This is a genomic window from Embleya hyalina (assembly GCF_003967355.1).
GTDB classification, from domain to species: Bacteria; Actinomycetota; Actinomycetes; order Streptomycetales; family Streptomycetaceae; genus Embleya; species Embleya hyalina.
Map to the genome: position 1 here is coordinate 189,891 of NZ_BIFH01000030.1, position 18,249 is coordinate 208,139.

Annotated in this window: 15 protein-coding genes and 1 pseudogene; 7 read left to right on the plus strand and 9 right to left on the minus strand. The window is 72.5% G+C overall.

Features of this window, described 5'->3' with window-relative positions; translation table 11 throughout:
* Positions 1–97 precede the first annotated feature (97 nt).
* Positions 98–655: an aggregation-promoting factor C-terminal-like domain-containing protein gene (locus EMA17_RS33130; RefSeq protein ID WP_307721575.1), complete on the plus strand. Its 558-nt coding sequence runs from the start codon at positions 98–100 to the stop codon at positions 653–655.
* Between the two features lie 93 nt (positions 656–748).
* On the opposite strand, the gene EMA17_RS33135 is transcribed toward EMA17_RS33130, so the two are convergent.
* A complete protein-coding gene (locus tag EMA17_RS33135) occupies positions 749–1,909 on the minus strand; it encodes a steroid 3-ketoacyl-CoA thiolase (RefSeq protein WP_126640859.1) in 1,161 nt (386 codons plus the stop codon).
* Between the two features lie 246 nt (positions 1,910–2,155).
* Between EMA17_RS33135 and EMA17_RS33140 the strand changes: the two genes are divergently transcribed.
* Positions 2,156–3,463 (plus strand): TetR/AcrR family transcriptional regulator, encoded by a 1,308-nt coding sequence (locus tag EMA17_RS33140; protein WP_126640860.1) that lies wholly within the window; start codon positions 2,156–2,158, stop codon positions 3,461–3,463.
* 266 nt (positions 3,464–3,729) lie between these two features.
* Here the strand turns inward: EMA17_RS33140 and ahpD are convergent, their stop codons facing one another.
* The 3 genes from ahpD to EMA17_RS33155 all read right to left on the minus strand — a co-directional run bounded on the left by ahpD (position 3,730) and on the right by EMA17_RS33155 (position 5,517).
* Positions 3,730–4,254, minus strand: a complete 525-nt coding sequence (gene ahpD, locus EMA17_RS33145; RefSeq protein ID WP_126640861.1) for an alkylhydroperoxidase, AhpD family — start codon at positions 4,252–4,254, stop codon at positions 3,730–3,732.
* A gap of 3 nt (positions 4,255–4,257) precedes the next feature.
* Positions 4,258–4,809, minus strand: coding sequence for a peroxiredoxin (locus EMA17_RS33150; RefSeq protein WP_126640862.1), 552 nt, complete (start codon positions 4,807–4,809; stop codon positions 4,258–4,260).
* A 372-nt stretch (positions 4,810–5,181) separates the two neighbouring features.
* Positions 5,182–5,517, minus strand: coding sequence for a cupin domain-containing protein (locus tag EMA17_RS33155; RefSeq protein WP_126640863.1), 336 nt, complete (start codon positions 5,515–5,517; stop codon positions 5,182–5,184).
* 72 nt (positions 5,518–5,589) lie between these two features.
* Here EMA17_RS33155 and EMA17_RS33160 point away from each other — a divergent pair, with 72 nt between their 5' ends.
* Positions 5,590–6,552, plus strand: a complete 963-nt coding sequence (locus EMA17_RS33160) for a GlxA family transcriptional regulator (protein WP_126640864.1) — start codon at positions 5,590–5,592, stop codon at positions 6,550–6,552.
* Positions 6,553–6,578: 26 nt separating this feature from the next.
* On the opposite strand, the gene EMA17_RS33165 is transcribed toward EMA17_RS33160, so the two are convergent.
* The 4 genes and pseudogenes from EMA17_RS33165 to EMA17_RS54490 form a co-directional block, all read right to left on the minus strand.
* Positions 6,579–8,030: a class II fumarate hydratase gene (locus tag EMA17_RS33165; RefSeq protein WP_126640865.1), complete on the minus strand. Its 1,452-nt coding sequence runs from the start codon at positions 8,028–8,030 to the stop codon at positions 6,579–6,581.
* Between the two features lie 91 nt (positions 8,031–8,121).
* Positions 8,122–8,769 carry a LutC/YkgG family protein gene (locus EMA17_RS33170; protein ID WP_126640866.1) on the minus strand — a complete coding sequence of 216 codons (648 nt, stop codon included), beginning with the start codon at positions 8,767–8,769 and terminating at the stop codon, positions 8,122–8,124.
* A complete protein-coding gene (locus EMA17_RS54485) occupies positions 8,766–10,262 on the minus strand; it encodes a lactate utilization protein B (protein WP_170222300.1) in 1,497 nt (498 codons plus the stop codon). The genes EMA17_RS33170 and EMA17_RS54485 overlap by 4 nt, the downstream gene beginning before the upstream one ends.
* A gap of 174 nt (positions 10,263–10,436) precedes the next feature.
* Positions 10,437–11,075, minus strand: a pseudogene (locus EMA17_RS54490) ((Fe-S)-binding protein); the annotation flags it as partial.
* A 152-nt stretch (positions 11,076–11,227) separates the two neighbouring features.
* Between EMA17_RS54490 and EMA17_RS33180 the strand changes: the two are divergent.
* The 4 genes from EMA17_RS33180 to EMA17_RS33195 all read left to right on the plus strand — a co-directional run bounded on the left by EMA17_RS33180 (position 11,228) and on the right by EMA17_RS33195 (position 16,946).
* Entirely contained in the window at positions 11,228–14,005 is a 2,778-nt protein-coding gene (locus tag EMA17_RS33180; protein ID WP_246127051.1) for an alpha/beta fold hydrolase, read from the plus strand.
* Positions 14,005–14,901, plus strand: coding sequence for a DUF2705 family protein (locus EMA17_RS33185; protein ID WP_246127052.1), 897 nt, complete (start codon positions 14,005–14,007; stop codon positions 14,899–14,901). Before EMA17_RS33180 ends, EMA17_RS33185 begins: the two co-directional genes overlap by 1 nt.
* Positions 14,898–16,040, plus strand: a complete 1,143-nt coding sequence (locus EMA17_RS33190) for a damage-control phosphatase ARMT1 family protein (protein WP_126640868.1) — start codon at positions 14,898–14,900, stop codon at positions 16,038–16,040. Before EMA17_RS33185 ends, EMA17_RS33190 begins: the two co-directional genes overlap by 4 nt.
* A gap of 219 nt (positions 16,041–16,259) precedes the next feature.
* Entirely contained in the window at positions 16,260–16,946 is a 687-nt protein-coding gene (locus EMA17_RS33195) for a ribonuclease FAU-1 family protein (protein ID WP_246127053.1), read from the plus strand.
* Positions 16,947–17,207: 261 nt separating this feature from the next.
* Here the strand turns inward: EMA17_RS33195 and EMA17_RS33200 are convergent, their stop codons facing one another.
* Positions 17,208–18,116 (minus strand): LysR substrate-binding domain-containing protein, encoded by a 909-nt coding sequence (locus tag EMA17_RS33200; protein ID WP_307721576.1) that lies wholly within the window; start codon positions 18,114–18,116, stop codon positions 17,208–17,210.
* Between the last annotated feature and the right edge of the window lie 133 nt (positions 18,117–18,249).

Sequence of the window (18,249 nt, forward strand, 5' to 3'; positions counted from 1 at the left end):
TGGCACGGGCGTTTCCGCGTCCGCCGACGCCCAGACGGCAGACGAAGCGAGCACCACGAAGCTTCTCGAGGTTCCCGCGGCCCCCGCGGCGCAGCGGTTGAGCACCGGTATCACCCACCAGGCGGACGCGCAGACCGCCGCCTACGACGAGGCGCAGCGGGTGCAGGCCGAAGAGGCCGCCCGGGTCAAGGCCGAGCGCGACGCGGCCGACAAGGCCGCCGCGGAGAAGGCGGCGGCGGACAAGGCGGCCGCCGAGAAGGCCGCCGCCGAGAAGGAAGCCGCCCAGAAGGAGGCCGACCGCAAGGCGGCCGCCGAGCGCGCGGCACGATCCGACAACCGCGGCGCGGTCGAGAAGGTGTCGGCCTCCGCCGCCGACGCCCAGGCGATCGCCAAGTCGATGATGAGCGCGAGTTCGTACACGTGCTTCAGCAACATCGTCGAGCGGGAGAGCGGCTGGCGCGTCGACGCCACCAACAAGTCCTCCGGCGCGTACGGCCTGATGCAGGCGCTGCCCGCGAGCAAGTACGCCACCGCCGGCGCCGACTGGCGAACCAACCCCGCGACACAGATCAAGTGGGGCCTGAGCTACATGAACGAGCGCTACGGCAGCCCGTGCCAGGCGTGGACGTTCTGGCAGAACCACAACTGGTACTGAGCCGGCCGCGGGTCTCCCGACCCGCCCCTCGCCGTACGACCGAGCCCCGCCCGCCTTTCGGCGCGCGGGGCTCGGTCGTACGCGGTGGGTGTCTCAGACGCGTTCGATGATGGTGCCGGACGCGTTGGCGCCGCCGGCGCACATCGTCACCAGCGCGAACTGCTTGTCGGTGCGCTCGAGTTCGTACAGCGCGGTGGTGAGCAGTCGGCCGCCGGTGGAGCCGACCGGGTGGCCGAGCGCGATCGCGCCGCCGTTGACGTTGACCCGGTCGAGGTCGGCCTTTTGTACCTGGGCCCAGGACAGCACGACGGACGCGAACGCCTCGTTGACCTCGAACAGGTCGATGTCGGACATGGCCATCCCCGAGCGGGCGAACAGCCGCTCGGTCGCGTCGTTGGGGCCGTCGAGGTGGAAGTGCGGGTCGGCGCCGACCATCGCCTGCGCGACGATCCGCGCGCGCGGGCGCAGGCCCAGCGCACGAGCCTTGTCCTCGTCCATGATCAGCAGCGCCGCGGCGCCGTCGGAGATCTGCGACGAGTTGCCCGCGGTGTGGATGCCGTCGGGCAGGACCGGCTTGAGCCGGGTCAGGCTCTCGATCGTGGTGTCGCGCAGGCCCTGGTCGCGGTCGACCACGGCGGTCTCACCGGTGGGGTTGCCCTCGGCGTCCAGGATCGGGGCCTCGACGGGGATCACCTGCGAGGTGAACCGGCCCTCGTCCCAGGCGCGCTTGGCGTTGGCCTGCGAGCGCACGCCGAGCGCGTCCACGTCGGCGCGGGTGATGCCCCGGTTGCGGGCGATCCGCTCGGCGGCGGTGAACTGGTCGGGCAGGTCGATCGCCCAGTCCTCCGGCTTCGACTTCTGGCCGGGCTTCGCGGTGTGGCCGAGCGGGTTGCGACTCATCGACTCGATGCCGCATGCAACTCCCGCATCGATGGCGCCGGTCGCGATCAGCCCGGCGATCAGGTGCACCGACTGCTGGGCCGATCCGCACTGGCAGTCGATCGTGGTGCCGCCGGTGCGGTGCGGCAGTCCGGCGTAGAGCCAGGCGTGCTTGACGATGTCGCCGGACTGCTCGCCGGCCTGGGTGACGCAGCCGCCGATCACCTGGTCGATCAGCTCGGGGTCGATCCCGGCCCGCTCGATCAGCCCGCGCTGTACGGCCGAGAGCAGCTGTACCGGGTGCAGCCCGGCGAGCCGGCCGTTGCGCTTGCCGATCGGGGTGCGCACGGCTTCGACGATGACGGGGTTGCCCATGGGTCGCTCCTAGCGAGTCCTGAGTGGCCGGTCCTCGGGGCCGGGCCACGGTGGCGACGGGTTGCCGGCCCGAGCCGACCAGCCTGTCTCACCCTGCACCAAGTGTATGACTAAGTCAAGGATATGGGGTGTCGACCGGGTTCGGCGAGGGCGCCGACGTGGTCGATGATGGGGTGGACGGGACGGATGGGGACTACCGGAACGTGAGATTCCGCATGGGAATCCCAGGCGTACTACGCTTGCCCCGTGTTGAGCGATCGAGCGGGTGCGGAGCGTCACATCAGGCCGCGAGCGGATCGACGCGCGGAGATCATCAGACACGCCTGCGCGCTGTTCGCCAAGCGCGGCTACGGCGCCACGACGGTTCGTCAGATCGCCGAGTCCGCCGACATGCTCTCGGGCAGCCTGTACCACCACTTCCCGTCCAAGGAAGCGATGCTGCTCGAAGTGCTCGACTCCTTCTTCGCCGACATCATGAGCCGCCAGCGCGCCACCGTCGAGCGTGGCGGCGCCCCCGTCGACACCCTGCGCGGGCTGCTGCGGGACAGCCTCGAAGTGATCGGCAACAGCCCCGACGCGGCGATCGTGGTGGTCGGCGAGTCGCGCCGGCTCTCCGGGAGCGACGGTTTCGTGTGGCTGTCCGAGCGCACCGTCGAGGCATCCGCGCTGTGGGGGCGGGTGTTGCGGCGCGGCGTCGAGGAGGGCAGCCTGCGTCGGGACCTGCATCCCGTACTGCTGTCGCTGATGCTCCAGTCGGCGGTGTGGGGCATGGCCCAGTGGTATCGGCCGAGCGGGCGCTACGACCCCGACGCCGCCGCCGGTCGGCTCGTCGACCTGTTCGTGCGCGGCATCGTCCGGCCCGGACGCTACGCGTCGCAGCACATCTGCACCCTGCTCGGACCGGCCCGCCACACGATGCCCACGCTGCGCCGGACCGGCGCGGCCGACGACGTCCGGGTCGAGGCCGAGCGGCGGATGGCCCGGGCGCCGCGCCGCACCGACGCGCGCACCCGGATCCGGATCGCCTCCAACCTGCTCTTCGAACAGGACGGGTACGCGGGCACCACGGTGCGCCGGATCGCCGATCTGGCCGGTGTCCCGGTCGGCAGCCTCGCCCATCACATCGGCTCCAAGGAGCAGTTGCTCGGCGAACTCCTCGGCGAATTCCTCGGCGATCTGCGCAGTGCCTTCGACAAGGACGCCGCGGATCGGCCGGAGCCGGTCCAGCGACTGGCCGGTCTGATCGGACACACCGTGGAGGCGCACGCGTGCCACGGCGTGTCGACGGTGCTGGCGATAAACGAGGTGCGCGGTGACGAACTGCCCGCGAGCCGGCTGTCCGCGCAGCGCGCCAAGGTCTCCGACACGTGGACCCGGGCGCTGGTCGCCGGGATCCGCTCGGGCGACTTCCACCCGGACCTGGACCCGGTGTTCACCCAGCGGGTGTTGCGCACGGCGATCTCGACCGGGAGCCGGATCTATCGGGGGATGGGCGTGCGGGATGCGGTCGGGTTGTATCGGGAGGTCGCCTTGGCGGGGATGGCGGCGTCGTGAGGGCGGGGCTCGGGGCGGGTTCGCGGCCGGTGTCGGTTCGGCTGCGGTGGACGGCCCGGTGGTGGCGGGCGACCTGGGCGCGCGGAGCGGTTCGGGTGCGGTGGGCGATTCGGTCCCGGCCGGTGGGGTGGTCGCGCGCGGGGCGGTGAGGGGCGCGACGCGGAAGAGCCCGCCCCCGGACGGGACGGGCTCTCGCGTCGTTCTCGCTTGCCGTGCGCGGGTGTTCGGGCGGGGGCGTGCTCGGCCCGGCCCGAACACCGGCGTGCTCAGCCCTGCTCGGACTCCAGCGTCACGCCGACCGCGTGGATCACGGCGGCGATCTTGATCGCCTCCTGGATGGTCTCGCGCGGCATGTTCTCCTTGCGCAGGACCTGCTCGTGCGACTCCAGGCACCGACCGCAACCGTTGATCGCCGAGACGGCGAGCGACCACAGTTCGAAGTCGGCCTTCGGGGCACCCGGGTTGGCCATGATGTTCATCCGCAGCCCGGCCCGCAGGTTGCCGTACTCCGGGTCGCCGATGAGGTGCATCGACCGGTAGTAGACGTTGTTCATCGCCATCACCGCGGCGGCGGCCCTGGCGGCGTTGTACGCCTCCTCGGACAGCCGGCTCTTCGCCTCGGGCTCCAGCTCGGCGAGCACCTTCGGGCTGCGCGTGGCGATCGCCGACACGAGCACCGTGCCCCAGAGCGTCTGCTCCTGGAGCTTGGAGTTGCCGACGACCGAGCCCAGGTTGAGCTTGAGATCCTTGGCGTATTCGGGCAGTGCGGCCTTCAGGACGTCGAGACCCATGGATCAGGCGTCCATCAGCTTGGCGGCGTCGAGGGTCTCGCCACCCTTCTGCCAGTTGCACGGGCACAGCTCGTCGGTCTGCAGCGCGTCGAGGACCCGCAGGACCTCGTCGGGGTTGCGGCCCACCGAGCCGGCGGTGACCATCACGAACTGGATCTCGTTGTTCGGGTCGATGATGAAGACCGCGCGGTCGGCGACACCGTCGGCGTTGAGCACGCCGGCGGCCGAGGACAGCTCGCGCTTGAGGTCGGACAACATCGGGAACGGCAGGTCGGTCAGGTCCGGGTGGTCCTTGCGCCAGGCCAGGTGCACGAACTCGGAGTCCACGGACACGCCGAGCAGCTGCGCGTCACGGTCCTGGAAGTCCTCGTTGAGCCGGCCGAACGCGGCGATCTCGGTCGGGCACACGAAGGTGAAGTCCTTCGGCCAGAAGAAGATGACTTTCCAACCCTTGTCGCCCCACTTGGGAGTGATCTGCTCGAACGCCTTGTCCGCCTCCAGGGAGACGACTGCGGTCAGGTCGTAGTCAGGGAACTGGTTACCGACAGTAAGCACTTGATCTCCTCCGCAAGGGGCCGGGGAGGCAGGTTCACCACCCCGGTCGGACGTACGTCGATCACGATGTCACAGCCAAATTGATAGATGAAATAAGCAACGCTTCACCTATTGATCGTGATCACTTATCAGTGTGGGAGAGGTGGCGAACGGCCTGCTCAATCCACCCGCGTGCATGTTCGACGGCCGGCGGAGGGGGCCGGAAGGAGCATACGCGTCACCCTCGCGAGTGCCGAATCGGCTCATTTGGGAGGGTGTCCGACCCGGTCGCCGAGAGGGTGGACGGGGAGGGTCGGGGGCGGCCGGAGCGCCCCGCGACCGCATGGATGGGCGGCCGGGGTCGATCACGGAGTGTGCCCGACCCGGGCCCGTCTAGCCCGCCGGATAGAAGAGGAACAGGGTGCAGCCGGTGGTGGTCGAGGGGAGGTGCCACGACCCGGCGGGGGCGTGCAGGAAGGTGCCGGCCGGGTAGTCGCGCGCGCCGTCGTTGAAGGTGCCGGCGACCACGTAGACCTCCTCCGGACCGGGCTCGTGCACGTCGCGACGGGGCCAGGCGGAGTTCGGGTCCATCTCCAGCACGCCGGCGTGCGCACCGGTCGGCGCCTGCCACAACGGACGGAACCGAACCCCGGGGAAGAGCGTGCGGATCGGGGCTTCGTCGACGGACACGGAAACATAGCCCGGCTGGGCGAGGATCTCGGGATGCATGCTCCTCACGGTGCCGTGGGCGGGCCGCGGCGGGACAGGGTCCGGGCGGACACCATGGGGTACGTTCCTGCCATGCATCGTGTGGTGGCCCTGGTGCGGCCGGTGCAGTCGACGTTCGAACTCGGCTGCGCGGTCGAGGTCTTCGGCACCGAGCGAGCCGGGGTGCCGCGGCACTACACGTTCGAAACCTGCACCGAGACGCCGGGGCCGGTGCCGACCACCGGCGGATACACGATGCACGTGCCGCAGGACCTGGCGGCGCTCGACCGCGCCGACACCGTGATCGTCCCGGGGTGGTTGCCGGTGGAGACGCCGCTCTCCGCCGGCGTGCGCCGCGCGTTGCTTCGGGCGCACGCGCGCGGGGCGCGCCTGGTCAGCATCTGCTCGGGGGTGTTCGCGCTGGCCCGCACCGGGCTCCTGGACGGCCGCTCGGCCACCACACACCGGGCACGCGCCGAGCAGTTGCGTCGGGAGTTCCCCCGGGTGCGGGTGGAGCCGGACCGGCTGTACGTGGACCACGGCGACGTCGCCACCAGCGCCGGCGCGGGCGCGGGGCTCGACCTGTGCCTGCACCTGGTCCGGCGCGACCACGGAGTCGCGCACGCCGCCCTCCTCGCGCGGGACATGGTGCTGCCGCCGCATCGCGAGGACGGCCGGGTGCGGTATCCGCCGGCGCCCGAGGACGGCCTCGACGACCTGTTCGCGTGGGCGGACGAGCGCGTCGGCACGCCGCTGTCCGTGCACGACCTGGCCGCCCACCTCGGCGTCTCGCCCCGCACGCTGGCCAGGCGCTTCGCCGACCGCCTCGGCACCAGCCCCGGCGCCTGGCTCCTCTCCCGCCGCGTGGCGGCGGCCCGCACCCTGCTGGAGGAGACGGACCTGTCGGTCGAGGCCATCGCCACCCGGGTCGGGCTCACCTCGGCGGTCAACCTCCGCCGCCGCTTCCGCACCCGGGTGGGCACCACCCCGGGCGCGTACCGCCGCGCCTTCCGAGCGCCGGAGACCGCCACGATCCCGGCCACCCGCCGCCCGTGACGGCGGGGGCCGTTCGGGGGTGTCGGTTACGGCCGGGTCATCCCCAACACGTCCAGGGCCGTGTCGAGTTCGGCCTCGGTGAGGCGGCCGGCCGTGATGTGGCCGCGTTCGACGACCACCTGGCGGATCGTCTTGCGTTCGGCCAGCGACTGCTTGGCGACCCTCGCCGCCTCCTCGTAGCCCAGGAAGCGGTTCAGCGGGGTGACCACCGACGGGGAGGACTCGGCGTATTCGCGCATCCGCTCGACGTCGGCCTCGATGCCGGCCACCGTACGATCCGCCAGCACCCGTGTGACATTGGCCAGGAGGCGGATCGATTCGAGCAGGTTGCGGGCGATCACCGGCAACATCACGTTGAGTTCGAAGTTGCCCGCCGCGCCGCCGAAGGCCACCGCCGCGTCGTTGCCGATCACCTGCGCGACGACCTGGCCGACCGCCTCCGGGATCACCGGGTTGACCTTGCCCGGCATGATCGAACTGCCCGGCTGCAGGTCGGGCAGCCGGATCTCGGCCAGACCCGTGCGCGGCCCCGAACCCATCCAGCGCAGGTCGTTGACGATCTTGTTCAGGCCGACCGCGACGGTGCGCAACTGGCCGGACAACTCGACCAGTCCGTCCCGCGCGCCCTGTGCCTCGAAGTGGTCGCGCGCCTCGACGAACGGCAGCCCGGTGGCCGCCGCGATCTCCGCGATCACCCGGGCCGAGAAGCCGGGCGGGGTGTTGATCCCGGTACCCACCGCGGTGCCGCCCAGCGGCAGTTCGACCACGCGCGGCAGCGTCGCGTGCAGTCGTTCCACGCCGTAGCGCACCTGCGCCGCGTAGCCGCCGAACTCCTGCCCCAGGGTCACGGGCGTGGCGTCCATCAGGTGGGTGCGGCCGGACTTGACCACGTCGGCGAACTCGGTCGCCTTCGACTCCAGGGAGGAGGCGAGGTGGTCGAGCGAGGGGATCAGCCGGTGGGTGACCGCGAGCGCCGCCGCGATGTGGATCGAGGAGGGGAAGACGTCGTTGGACGACTGGGACGCGTTGACGTGGTCGTTGGGATGTACGTCCCGGCCCAGTCGTTCGGTCGCCAGGGTGGCCAGGACCTCGTTCATGTTCATGTTCGAGGAGGTGCCGGATCCGGTCTGGAACACGTCCACCGGGAACTGGTCCGCCCAGCGGCCGCCGACCACCTCGACCGCGGCCTGCTCGATGGCCTCCGCCGTCTCCTTGTCCAGCACGCCCAGTTCGGCGTTCACCCGGGCCGCCGCGCCCTTGATCCGGGCCAGGGCCTCCACGTGCGCCGGCTCCAGGTGCTGCCCGGAGATCGGGAAGTTCGCCACCGCGCGCTGGGTCTGCGCCCGCCACTTGGCGGCGGCCGGCACCCGGACCTCCCCCATCGAGTCGTGCTCGACGCGGAACCCGCCGGACGGGTCCGCACCCGGATCCGCGGTCGGTTCCGCGGTGGGCTCCGCGCTCGCTGCTGCCTCGGACATCGCTGTGGCCTCCTAGAAAGCGTTCCCTGGCGACAACGGCTTCTCGGCCCGGCCTGTTCCTGCGGGGTGCGCCCGGCCGGTGCCGAGCCGGCTAGCCGACCAGCAACACGTGCAGCGTCCGCGGCCCGTGTACCCCCGCCACCCGCTCCAGTTCGATGTCGCTGGTCGCCGACGGGCCGGAGATCCAGGTCTGCGGGCGGCGCGGGTCGAGCCGGGCCACCGCCTCCGGCACGGTGCCCACGATCTGGTCGGCGCGCACCACGCACAGGTGGTAGTCCGGCAGCAGGGTGAGCACCCGACGGCCCTGGTCGGGGCCGGTGTCCAGGACGATCGTGCCGGTCTCGGCGACGGCGAGCGCGCACCCGGTGGCCACCGCGTCGATCGTGCCGATCTCGTCCCGGCTCAGCTCGGGGGTGTCCACCACCAGCTCCGCGCCGAGCCGGCTCAGCCAGGACAGCCGGTTCCCGCTCGGCACCACCAGGCGGGTGACCCCGGCCTGGCGCAGCAGGTCGCTCGCGCCGAGCAGCAGGCCCCGGGTGTCGTGTACGCGCAGCACGGTGGCGTCGTAGTCGGCCAGCCGCGCGGCGAAGCGGGCGGCCGGGTCGAGGCCCGCCGGGCGCTCGCGCCGATAGGTCCGGCGTACCGGCGGCGGCTTGGGCCGGTCGTCGAGGGCGGCGCGGAGCCGGTCCAGGACCACCGTCCGCGCCTCGCGGTCCGCCTCGTGGTGCTCCACCGTCACAGCTCCCGACCACCTTCGGTGCGCTTGTACCAGGTCCGGAACGACTCCGCCGGAGGCGCCGGCGCGTCCCGGTCGGCGAACCACGCGCCCACCGGCCCGGACACGCGCTTCGGCAGCGGGACCCGACCGATCACGCCGTGACGCACGAAGTGCGCGCCGACCCCGGCCACATGTTGGGCGAAACCGATCCGCCACGGCTTCTCGAAGGTCCACCGCAGCGTCTTCATCCCGGCGTCCTCGGCCCGGTCGTGCGGCCCGCGTCCGCCGTCCACAACCTGTGCACGAAGACGCACCAGCACCTCGGGGATGTCGATCCGCACCGGACACGCGTCGAAGCACGCCCCGCACAGCGTCGACGCGAACGGCAACGACGCGGTCTGCGCGTCCACCGGGTGCCGGGCGATGCCGCGCAGTTGCGGCGTGAGGATCGCGCCGATCGGCCCGGGGTACACCGACCCGTACGCATGCCCGCCGGTGCGCTCGTACACCGGACACACGTTCAGACAGGCCGCACAGCGGATGCAGCGTAGCGCCTGGCGGCCCACCGGGTCGGACAACACGTCGGAGCGGCCGTTGTCGAGCAGGATCAGGTGGAACTCCCGCGGCCCGTCCCCGGGGGTGACCCCCGTCCACATCGACGTGTACGGGTTCATCCGCTCCCCGGTGGCACTGCGCGGAAGCAGTTGCAGGAACACCTCCAGGTCGCCCCACGTGGGCAGCAGCTTCTCCACGCCCAGGACGGTGATCAGCGTCTCCGGCAGGGTCAGACACATGCGCCCGTTGCCCTCCGACTCGACCACGCACACCGTGCCGGTGTCGGCGATGGCGAAGTTGGCGCCGGAGACCGCGACCTTCGCGCGCAGGAACTTCTGCCGCAGGTGCAGCCGCGCGGCGGCGGCGAGCGCGGTGGGCTCGTCGCTCAGCCGTTCCGGCGCCGGTCGGCCCACGCGGCCCATCTCGCGGACGAAGATCTCCCGGATCTGTGCCCGGTTGCGGTGGATCGCGGGCACCACGATGTGCGACGGCAGATCGTCGCCGAGCTGCACGATCAGTTGCGCGAGGTCGGTCTCCCACGCGTGGATCCCGGCCGCGGCCAGCGCGTTGTTCAGCTCGATCTCCTCGGTGGCCATGGACTTGACCTTGACCACCTCGTCCACGCCCTTGGCCCGCGCGATGTCGACCACGATCGTGTTCGCCTCGGCCGCGTCCCTGGCCCAGTGCACCACGCCCCCGGCCGCGCGGACCGCCGCCTCCAGGCGCTCCAGGAGGCCGGGCAGCCGAGCCAGCACGTCGTCCTTGATCGCCTCGCCGGCCCGGCGCAGCAGCTCCCAGTCGGGCAGCTCCGCGACCACCGCGTCGCGCTTGGCCCGGATGGTGTGCGTGGCCGCGCGCAGATTGGCCCGTTGGACCGGATTCGCCAACTCGGCCTCGGCCGCCTCGGGGAAGGGCGGCATGCCGACGAAGGTGGGTTCCCTGTGTACCGCCGCGGTCATCGTGTCGCCTCCGGTCCCGGGGGCGTGCCCCACGACGAGGCCCGACGAGTCGGGCAGGCCCGGCCGGTACACCGGCACGTCCGGCAGCGCGTCGGTGCGGGCCAGGATGTCCGCCAGGTGCAGCATCCGGATGCCCGCGTGTTGTCGGGAGATCAGTCCGCCGATGTGGGTCAGGCACGAGTTGTCCCCGGCGCACAACACCTGCGCGCCGGATTCCAGCGCGGCGGTGACCTTGTCGCCGCCCATCGCCACCGACGTCGGCGCGTTCTTCACCGCGAACGTGCCGCCGAAGCCGCAACATTCGTCGGCGCGCGGCAGGTCGACCAGGGTCAGCCCGCGCACCGCGCGCAGCAGCCGGGTCGGCCGATCGCCCACCCGCAACATGCGCAGCGAGTGGCAGGTGGGGTGGTACGCGACGCTGTGCGGGAAGTAGGCGCCCACGTCGGTCACCCCGAGCACGTCGACCAGGAACTCGCTCAGTTCGTACACCTTCGGCGCCACCCGCGCGACGCCCTCCGGCAGCGTGCCGCCGGCCGTGCGGGCCACCGTGGCGTGATACTCGCGCACCATCGCGGTGCACGACCCGGACGGCACGATCACCGCGTCGTAGCCCTCGAACGCCTCGACGAAGGACCGGACCAGCGGTACCGCGTCGCGCCGGTAGCCGGAGTTGAAGTGCATCTGGCCGCAGCACACCTGGTCGTACGGGAACTCCACCTCGTGTCCGAGGCGCCGCAGCACCCGGACCACGGACGCGCCGGTCTCCGGGAAGAGCGTGTCGTTGAAGCACGTGATGAAAAGGGCAAGACGCACGATTTACCTCCGCGATCGACTGTACGGACGTCCCGTGGCGCACGCCCGGTCAGACCCGCCGGGCGCGTCCGGTCGTGTGACGAAGGGCGGGGCGGGGGCGTCGGGATCGGGGCCGGTCTCCGACCTGCGCGATTGCCACGTAGGGTCTGCGCATGAGCCTCCGGACGGCATTCGGCCGCCCCTTCGCCGCCGTGCGCACGCGACTGACCACGCGTCGGTCGCGGGTCGTGGCCGGTGTCCTCGCCCTCGTGGTGGTCGTGATCGCGGTCCTCGGGGTCGGCGTGGCGGTCGGTGACGACACCGCGACGCCGGTACGCGCCACCGAACAGCGCGTGGACGTGGCCGCGGGGCCGGGCGATCCGGCGCGGATCGGCATCGACACCACGCTGTTCGTGCCGCCCGGCGTGCGGGGGCGCGCGCCCGCGGTGCTGCTCGCGCACGGATTCGGCGGCAGCAAGGCCGAGTTGCGCCGGGACGCCGAGGCGCTGGCCCGTTCGGGGTATGTGGTGCTGACCTACTCGGCGCGCGGCTTCGGCGGCTCGGCGGGGCAGATCATGCTGGACCAGCCGGACTACGAGGTGGCCGACGCGCGGGCGCTGATCGACTGGCTGGCCGCGCGGCCCGAGGTGCGCCTCGACGGTCCCGGCGATCCGCGGGTGGGCGTGGCGGGCGCCTCGTACGGCGGCGCGCTCTCGCTGCTGACCGCCGCCTACGACCCGCGCGTGGACGCCATCGCGCCGCAGATCACCTGGCACGACCTCGCCGACGCGCTGCTGCCGAACGCGGCGGGCGGCGGGCCGGCCGAGGGCGTGTTCAAGAAGATGTGGGCCGGGCTGTTCTTCTCCTCCGGGACCAGTCCGTCGGCCGGGCTCGCGCCGATCGACACGAAGACCGGCTGCGGCCGGTTCGACGACCGGGTCTGCACGATCTACCGCGAGGTGGCGGTGTCGGGGAAGTCCACGCCGCAGGCGGTCGACCTGCTGCGGCGGGCCAGTCCGGTCTCGGTCGCGGACCGGATCGCGGTGCCGACGCTGCTGATCCAGGGCCAGAACGACTCGCTGTTCCCGCTCGACCAGGCGGACCGCAACGCGGCGGCGATCGCCCGCAACGGCGCGCCGGTGGAGATGGTGTGGACGGCGGGCGGGCACGACGGCGGGCGGCCGCAGAGCGCGATGGTGCGCGACCGGACCACCGCGTGGTTCGACCGCTGGCTCAAGCCGAGCGGGCCCGCGCCCAAGGCCGGCGCGCCGACCGCCGCCGGGTCGTTTCGGGTGACCCGCTCCGGCGGGGTGGACAGTGCGACGCGGGAGCAGCGGCTGCGGATCGCGGACACCGACCACTACCCGGGCCTGGGCGGGACCCGGCAGCGCGAGGTGGCGCTCGCGGGGCCGGAGCAGACCGTGGCCAATCCGCCGGGGGGTGCGCCGACGTCGGTGTCCGGGCTGCCCGGCCTGGGCCTGTTGGCCGGCTCGGGTGGGCTGGGCGCGCTGGCCGCCGGCGCGGGCGACCTCGGTGGGATCGCCTTCGACCTGCCGGGGCAGAGCGCGTTCTTCCAGAGCGACCGGGTCGATCGGAATGTGCGGATCACCGGGTCGCCGACCGCCCGGGTGCGGGTCTCGGGCGCCGACGACATCGTGTTGTTCGCGAAGTTGTACGACATCGCGCCGGGTGGGGCGAGTGTGCTGCCGCATCAGTTGGCCGCGCCGGTGCGGGTGAGTGGGGCGCAGGGCGGGCGGGACGTGGAGATCCGGCTGCCGGCCGTCGACCACGAGGTGGACTCGGGTCACCGGCTGCGGCTCGTGTTGACCGCGACCGACCTGGGCTTCGCGTCGCCGAACACGCCCACGAGCTACCGGGTCGCGCTCGCCGGGCCGCTGACGCTGCCGTCGGTGCCGCGGTTGCACGTGGCCTCGACCGGCTATGCCTGGTGGACGTGGGGCCTGCCGCTGATCGCGGTCGCGGTCGCTCTGGCCCTGCTGCTCACCGGGCGGCGGCGGGCGGCGGCGGCCGCGCCGGATCCGGACCTGACCGACGTCCCGCTGCAGATCCGCGGCCTGACCAAGCGGTACAAGGGCGGCAAGCTCGCCGTCGACGACCTGTCCTTCGGGGTCGAGGCGGGTCAGGTGCTCGGTCTGCTCGGCCCCAACGGCGCGGGCAAGACCACCACGCTGCGGATGTTGATGGGCCTGATCCTTCCGGACGGCGGCGAGATAAGGATCTTCGGTCGGGTGGTCGGGCCCGGCGCGCCGGTGTTGTCCCGGCTCGGCTCGTTCGTCGAGGGCCCGGGTTTCCTGCCGCACCTGTCCGGGCGGGAGAACCTGTCGCTGTACTGGCGCGCCACCGGCCGGCCGCACGAGGACGCGCACTTCGACGAGGCGCTGGAGATCGCCGGGCTCGGCGAGGCGCTGGACCGGAACGTACGCACCTACTCGCAGGGCATGCGCCAGCGGCTGGCCATCGCCCAGGCCATGCTCGGTCTGCCGGACCTGCTGGTGTTGGACGAGCCGACCAACGGGCTCGACCCGCCGCAGATCCGGGCGATGCGCGACGTGCTGATCGGCTACGCGGCCACCGGCCGCACCGTGGTGGTCTCCAGCCACCTGCTGGCCGAGGTCGAACAGACCTGTACGCACGTCGTGGTGATGCACCGGGGCCGGCTGATCGCCTCCGGGCCGGTCGGCGAGATCGTCGGCAACGGCAACACGCTGGTGATCGGAACTCCCGTACCGGACCTGGCGATCGCGACCCTGAAGGATCTGCCGGGCGTCGGCTCGGTGGAGCCCGAGGAGGGTGGCGTACTCGTGCACCTGGCGGGCGCGCGGACCTCCGCCCTGGTGGCCGAACTCGTCGGCGCCGGCGTCGCGGTGGACCGGGTGACCGCGCGCCGCCGGTTGGAAGACGCGTTCCTGACGCTCATTGGGGAGTCCTGATGACCCGTACGCTCCCCGAGTTGCCGACCGACGAGGGCGCGCACCCGATCCCGGGCGCGGCGCACGCGCACGGCTATCGCCCCCGGCACACGCTGCCGATATGGGTCGAGACGGTGCGCCAGTTCCGGCGCCGGCGCACGCTGTTCATGATCGGACTGCTGCTCGCGCTGCCGTGGATCCTGGTCGCCGCGTTCAAGATCGGCGGCGATCCGTCGCCGGACTCGGTGCCGACGCTGGTGGACGTGGCGACCAGGAGCGCGCTGAACTTCACCGCGTTCACCCTGTTCGTCTCGACCGGGTTCCTGCTGGTGGTGGCGGTCGCGCTGTTCTGCGGCGACACCGTGGCCAGTGAGGCGAGTTGGTCCTCGCTGCGGTATCTGCTGGCCGCTCCGGTGCCGCGTGCCCGGCTGTTGCGGGTCAAGCTCGTGGTGGCGCTCGGCTACAGCGTGCTGGCCCTGGTGCTGTTGCCGCTGATGGCGATGATCGCGGGCACGATCGCCTTCGGGTGGGGGCCGTTGGACCTGCCGGTGGGGGCGTCGCTGCCGACCGGCGAGGCGCTGGGGCGGATGTCGGTGGTGGTCGTGTACGGCGTGGTGGCGCAACTGGTGGTGATGGGCATCGCGTTCTGGCTGTCCACGGTCACCGACGCCCCGCTGGGCGCGGTGGGCGGCGCGGTCGGCCTGGTGGTGGTCTCCAACATCGTGGACGCGGTGACGGCGCTCGGGTCCTGGCGGGACTACCTGCCCACGCACTGGCAGTTCGCGTGGGTCGACGTACTCCAGACCGACCCGCAGTGGGACGGCATGATCAAGGGCTCGGCGGTGTCGGTCTCGTACGCGGTGGTCTTCCTGGCCCTGGCGTTCCGCCACTTCGGCCGCAAGGACATCGTGTCGTGAGCCCGGACGAGGCTCCGGTGGTCACGGGCGCCGAGCCGGGGTCGTTCGCGCGGTCGGTGCTCGCGGAGCGGCATCCGGCGTTGCTGGGGCGGGTCTCGGCGGCGTTTCCGTGGCCGCCCGAGCGCCGGCGGGCGCTGGACGGCCTGCTCGGCGAGGTCTCCGGCGGGGTGATCGCGCCGCTGCCTGCGGATGCGCACGATGCCGGTGGGTGGGGCGCCCATGTGGGTCGCTCGTGGTTCGAGGTGCCTTTTCTGTGGGCGGAGAGCTACTTCTACCGTCGGCTGCTCGCGGCCACCGGCTATTTCGAGCCCGGTCCGTGGCGGGGGGTCGACCCCTTCGGGCCGTTCAAACGGGACGAGTTGCGCGGTGCGGCGGTGGATGAGGAGTTGGCGGCGCTCGACGACCTCGGGGCATCGTCGGGTGATGCGCTCCTGCGGAGCGCGCTGTGGGGCAATCGGGCGGACCTGGGCTTTCGGATGTCCGCGTCGGAGGGCGACCCGTCGGCTTCGCACCCGGTCGCGGACGACAGCGCCCGGTTGTGGTCGCTGCTCCCGGTCGGCGGCGCGGCCGAGGTGCACCTGATCGCGGACAACGCCGGGCGCGAGTTGATCCCGGACCTGGTGCTGCTCGACCACCTGCTGCACACGGGCCGGGCCGCGCGGGCCGTGCTCCACCTCAAGCCGTACCCGTACTTCGTCTCGGACGCGGTCACGGCCGACTTCCTGGCCGCGCTGGACCGGCTGCGTGCCGCACCCGGGCACGCCGCCGCCGGGATCGGCGCCCGCCTGTGGTCGGCGCTGTCCGCGGGCCGCCTGGGGGTGGGCGCCCACCCGTTCTTCTGCGCCCCGTACCCCTACGAGGCGATGCCCGACGACCTGCGCCGAGACCTGTCGAAGGCGACGGTGACGATCCTCAAGGGCGACCTCAACTACCGCCGCCTGGTGGGCGATCACCACTGGCCCGCCACCACGCCCTTCGCCGACCGCGTCGCCCGCTTCCCCGGCCCGGTGGCCGCCCTGCGCACCCTCAAGTCCGACGTGGTGGTCGGCCTGGACACACCGACCCTGACCACCCTCGAAGCGGGCGGCACCCCATGGCGCACCACCGGCACCCACGCCCTGATCCAGGTGAGCCCGTAGCCGACCCCGCCCCCTCGCCGCCGGGAAGCTTCGGCGGGGCGGGCGGCGGGCCGGAGGCGGAAGGAGATCTTCGCGGCCGAGAGCCGACTTCGGGGCGCCGAGAGCGGGTCGAGGGCGCCGACCGTGCGCCGGCGGCCGTACCCGGATGTTCTTCGCATGATGACCCACCCGTAACATGACTCACGGTCAGGTGTCACGGGCGCTGGGTACACCAAGCTCATGTCTAACATCCTGCGCATGCACGAGCACTTCGAGGATCCCCGTTCCGCGGCCGGCACCTGGTCTCCCGGCGACCAGGTGCTCTGGCGTTATCTGCGCGGGGGCAAGGTCCTGGATTGTCGGCCGGTGACCGTGGTCCGCGACGACCCGGACCAACTCGCGGTCTGGCTCGCCGGCGGCACCTCACGGGTCAAGCCGATGTTGCCGGACGGTTCGGACATCCGGACCGCGCCGATCGAACGCAGATTCCGGCTCGGCCGGATCCCCTCGGTCGTCGAGTGGCACGGGACGGGCGTGTTGATGCTGGCCCGGCCGGGCGAACCGTGGTCGGTCTGGCTGTTCTGGCAGCCCGACTGGCGGTTCTCCGGCTGGTACGTCAACCTCGAACGCCCGCGCACCCGTTGGGCGGGCGGCGTGGACACCGAGGACCACGTGCTGGACGTGTGGGTCACCCCGGATCGCCGCTGGGAGTACAAGGACGAGGACGAACTCGCGGCCTCCCGCGAGGCGGGCCGGCTCACCGATCGCCAGGTCGAGGCGATCGAGGCCGAGGGTCGGGCCGCCGTCGCGGCGATCGAGGCGTGGGGCGCGCCGTTCGACCAGGGGTGGGAGAACTGGCGTCCCGACCCGGCCTGGCCGCTGCCGCAACTGCCCGACGACTGGGCGGACAACGTCCGCATCGCCTAGCAACCCCTTTCTTCCGGGCCCGACTTCGGTCGGGCCCGACGCGTGTGCGGCCCGGTTCGTCGTCGGGCGCGTCCCGCTTTCCGGCGACGCGGATCGGGCGCGGGACCCGGCCCGGACCACGCCGGCCGAACCGTGCCGGCACCGGAGGCGGGCGAGCCCGGCGGAGAACCCGTTCCCGGAGCCGGTCGACTTCCGGCGGGACGACCCGGTCGACCGCCGAGGGCCGATCCGAACGGCGCCGTCACGAGCCGGCGCCGGCCCTCACCGCACCACCCGCACCGGCAGGTCGCCCACCGCGCGTCGCAGCGCGACCGCCAGGTCGGCGAACTCCGCGCCCCGCCCCGTGCTGGAGCGCATCACCAGGCCGATGCGTCGGTACGGGGCGGGCGCGGCGAAGCGGGACACCGCCAGCTGTGAGCCCGGGCGGGTCTCCACGTCGATCGCGGTCTGCGGGAGCAGGGTCACGCCGAGGCCGCCGGCGACCAGTTGGACCAGGGTGGGCAGGCTCGCCGCACGGGTCGCGCCCGCCTCGGACGCGCCGACCTCGCGGCAGACGTCCAGCGCCTGGTCGCGCAGACAGTGGCCCTCGTCCAGGAGCAGTACGTCCAGCTCGCGCAGGGCGGCGCGGGGCAGGTTCCGGCGGCCCGCCAACTCGTGGCCCTCGGGCACGATCAGGGTGAAGTCCTCCTCGTACAGCGGGATCTCCTCGACCCCGCCGAGCCCGGGGGAGGGCAGCGCGAGCAGGAGCAGATCCAGCCGGCCGCCGGTGAGGCCGTCCATCAGCGAACCGGTCTGCTCCTCGTGGACGTACAGCTGGAGGTCCGGGTACTCCTCCCGGGCCAGCCGCAGCAGCGCCGGCAGTACATACGGCGCCACGGTCGGGATCACCCCCAGGTGCAGCGGCCCGGTGAACGGGCGCCGGGCCGATTCGGCCTCGTCCACCAGGTCGGCGAGCGCGTCCAGCACGCGGCGGGTGTGCCGCGCGACCCGCTCGCCGGCGGGGGTGAGCAGGACCCGCCGCGTGGTGCGCTCCACCAACTGGGTGCCCAGGGCGTCCTCCAGGGCGGCGATCGCCCCGGACAGCGCGGGCTGACTGGTGCCCACCGCCGCCGCCGCGTCCCGGAAGTGCAGGTAGTCGGCCACCGCGGCGAAGGCTCTGAGCTGCGACAACGTCGGCGTGCGAGTACTGATGGGAACCACCTGTCGGGTGCGTGTGGGCGGCCGATCCCCCGGCTCCTCCACGATAGGGCAACCATCCGGACCGGCCCCGCGCCGAGCCCGCGGCCCGTCGGTCCGCTCGGGC

What these genes read in the sequence shown, in the direction of transcription:
- EMA17_RS33135 (WP_126640859.1), bottom strand. Translation starts at nt 1,909, where the DNA reads ATGGGCAACCCCGTCATCGTCGAAGCCGTGCGCACCCCGATCGGCAAG.
- ahpD (WP_126640861.1), bottom strand. Translation starts at nt 4,254, where the DNA reads ATGGGTCTCGACGTCCTGAAGGCCGCACTGCCCGAATACGCCAAGGAT.
- EMA17_RS33155 (WP_126640863.1), bottom strand. Translation starts at nt 5,517, where the DNA reads ATGCATCCCGAGATCCTCGCCCAGCCGGGCTATGTTTCCGTGTCCGTC.
- EMA17_RS33160 (WP_126640864.1), top strand. Translation starts at nt 5,590, where the DNA reads ATGCATCGTGTGGTGGCCCTGGTGCGGCCGGTGCAGTCGACGTTCGAA.
- EMA17_RS33165 (WP_126640865.1), bottom strand. Translation starts at nt 8,030, where the DNA reads ATGTCCGAGGCAGCAGCGAGCGCGGAGCCCACCGCGGAACCGACCGCG.
- EMA17_RS54485 (WP_170222300.1), bottom strand. Translation starts at nt 10,262, where the DNA reads ATGACCGCGGCGGTACACAGGGAACCCACCTTCGTCGGCATGCCGCCC.
- EMA17_RS33180 (WP_246127051.1), top strand. Translation starts at nt 11,228, where the DNA reads ATGAGCCTCCGGACGGCATTCGGCCGCCCCTTCGCCGCCGTGCGCACG.
- EMA17_RS33185 (WP_246127052.1), top strand. Translation starts at nt 14,005, where the DNA reads ATGACCCGTACGCTCCCCGAGTTGCCGACCGACGAGGGCGCGCACCCG.
- EMA17_RS33195 (WP_246127053.1), top strand. Translation starts at nt 16,260, where the DNA reads ATGTCTAACATCCTGCGCATGCACGAGCACTTCGAGGATCCCCGTTCC.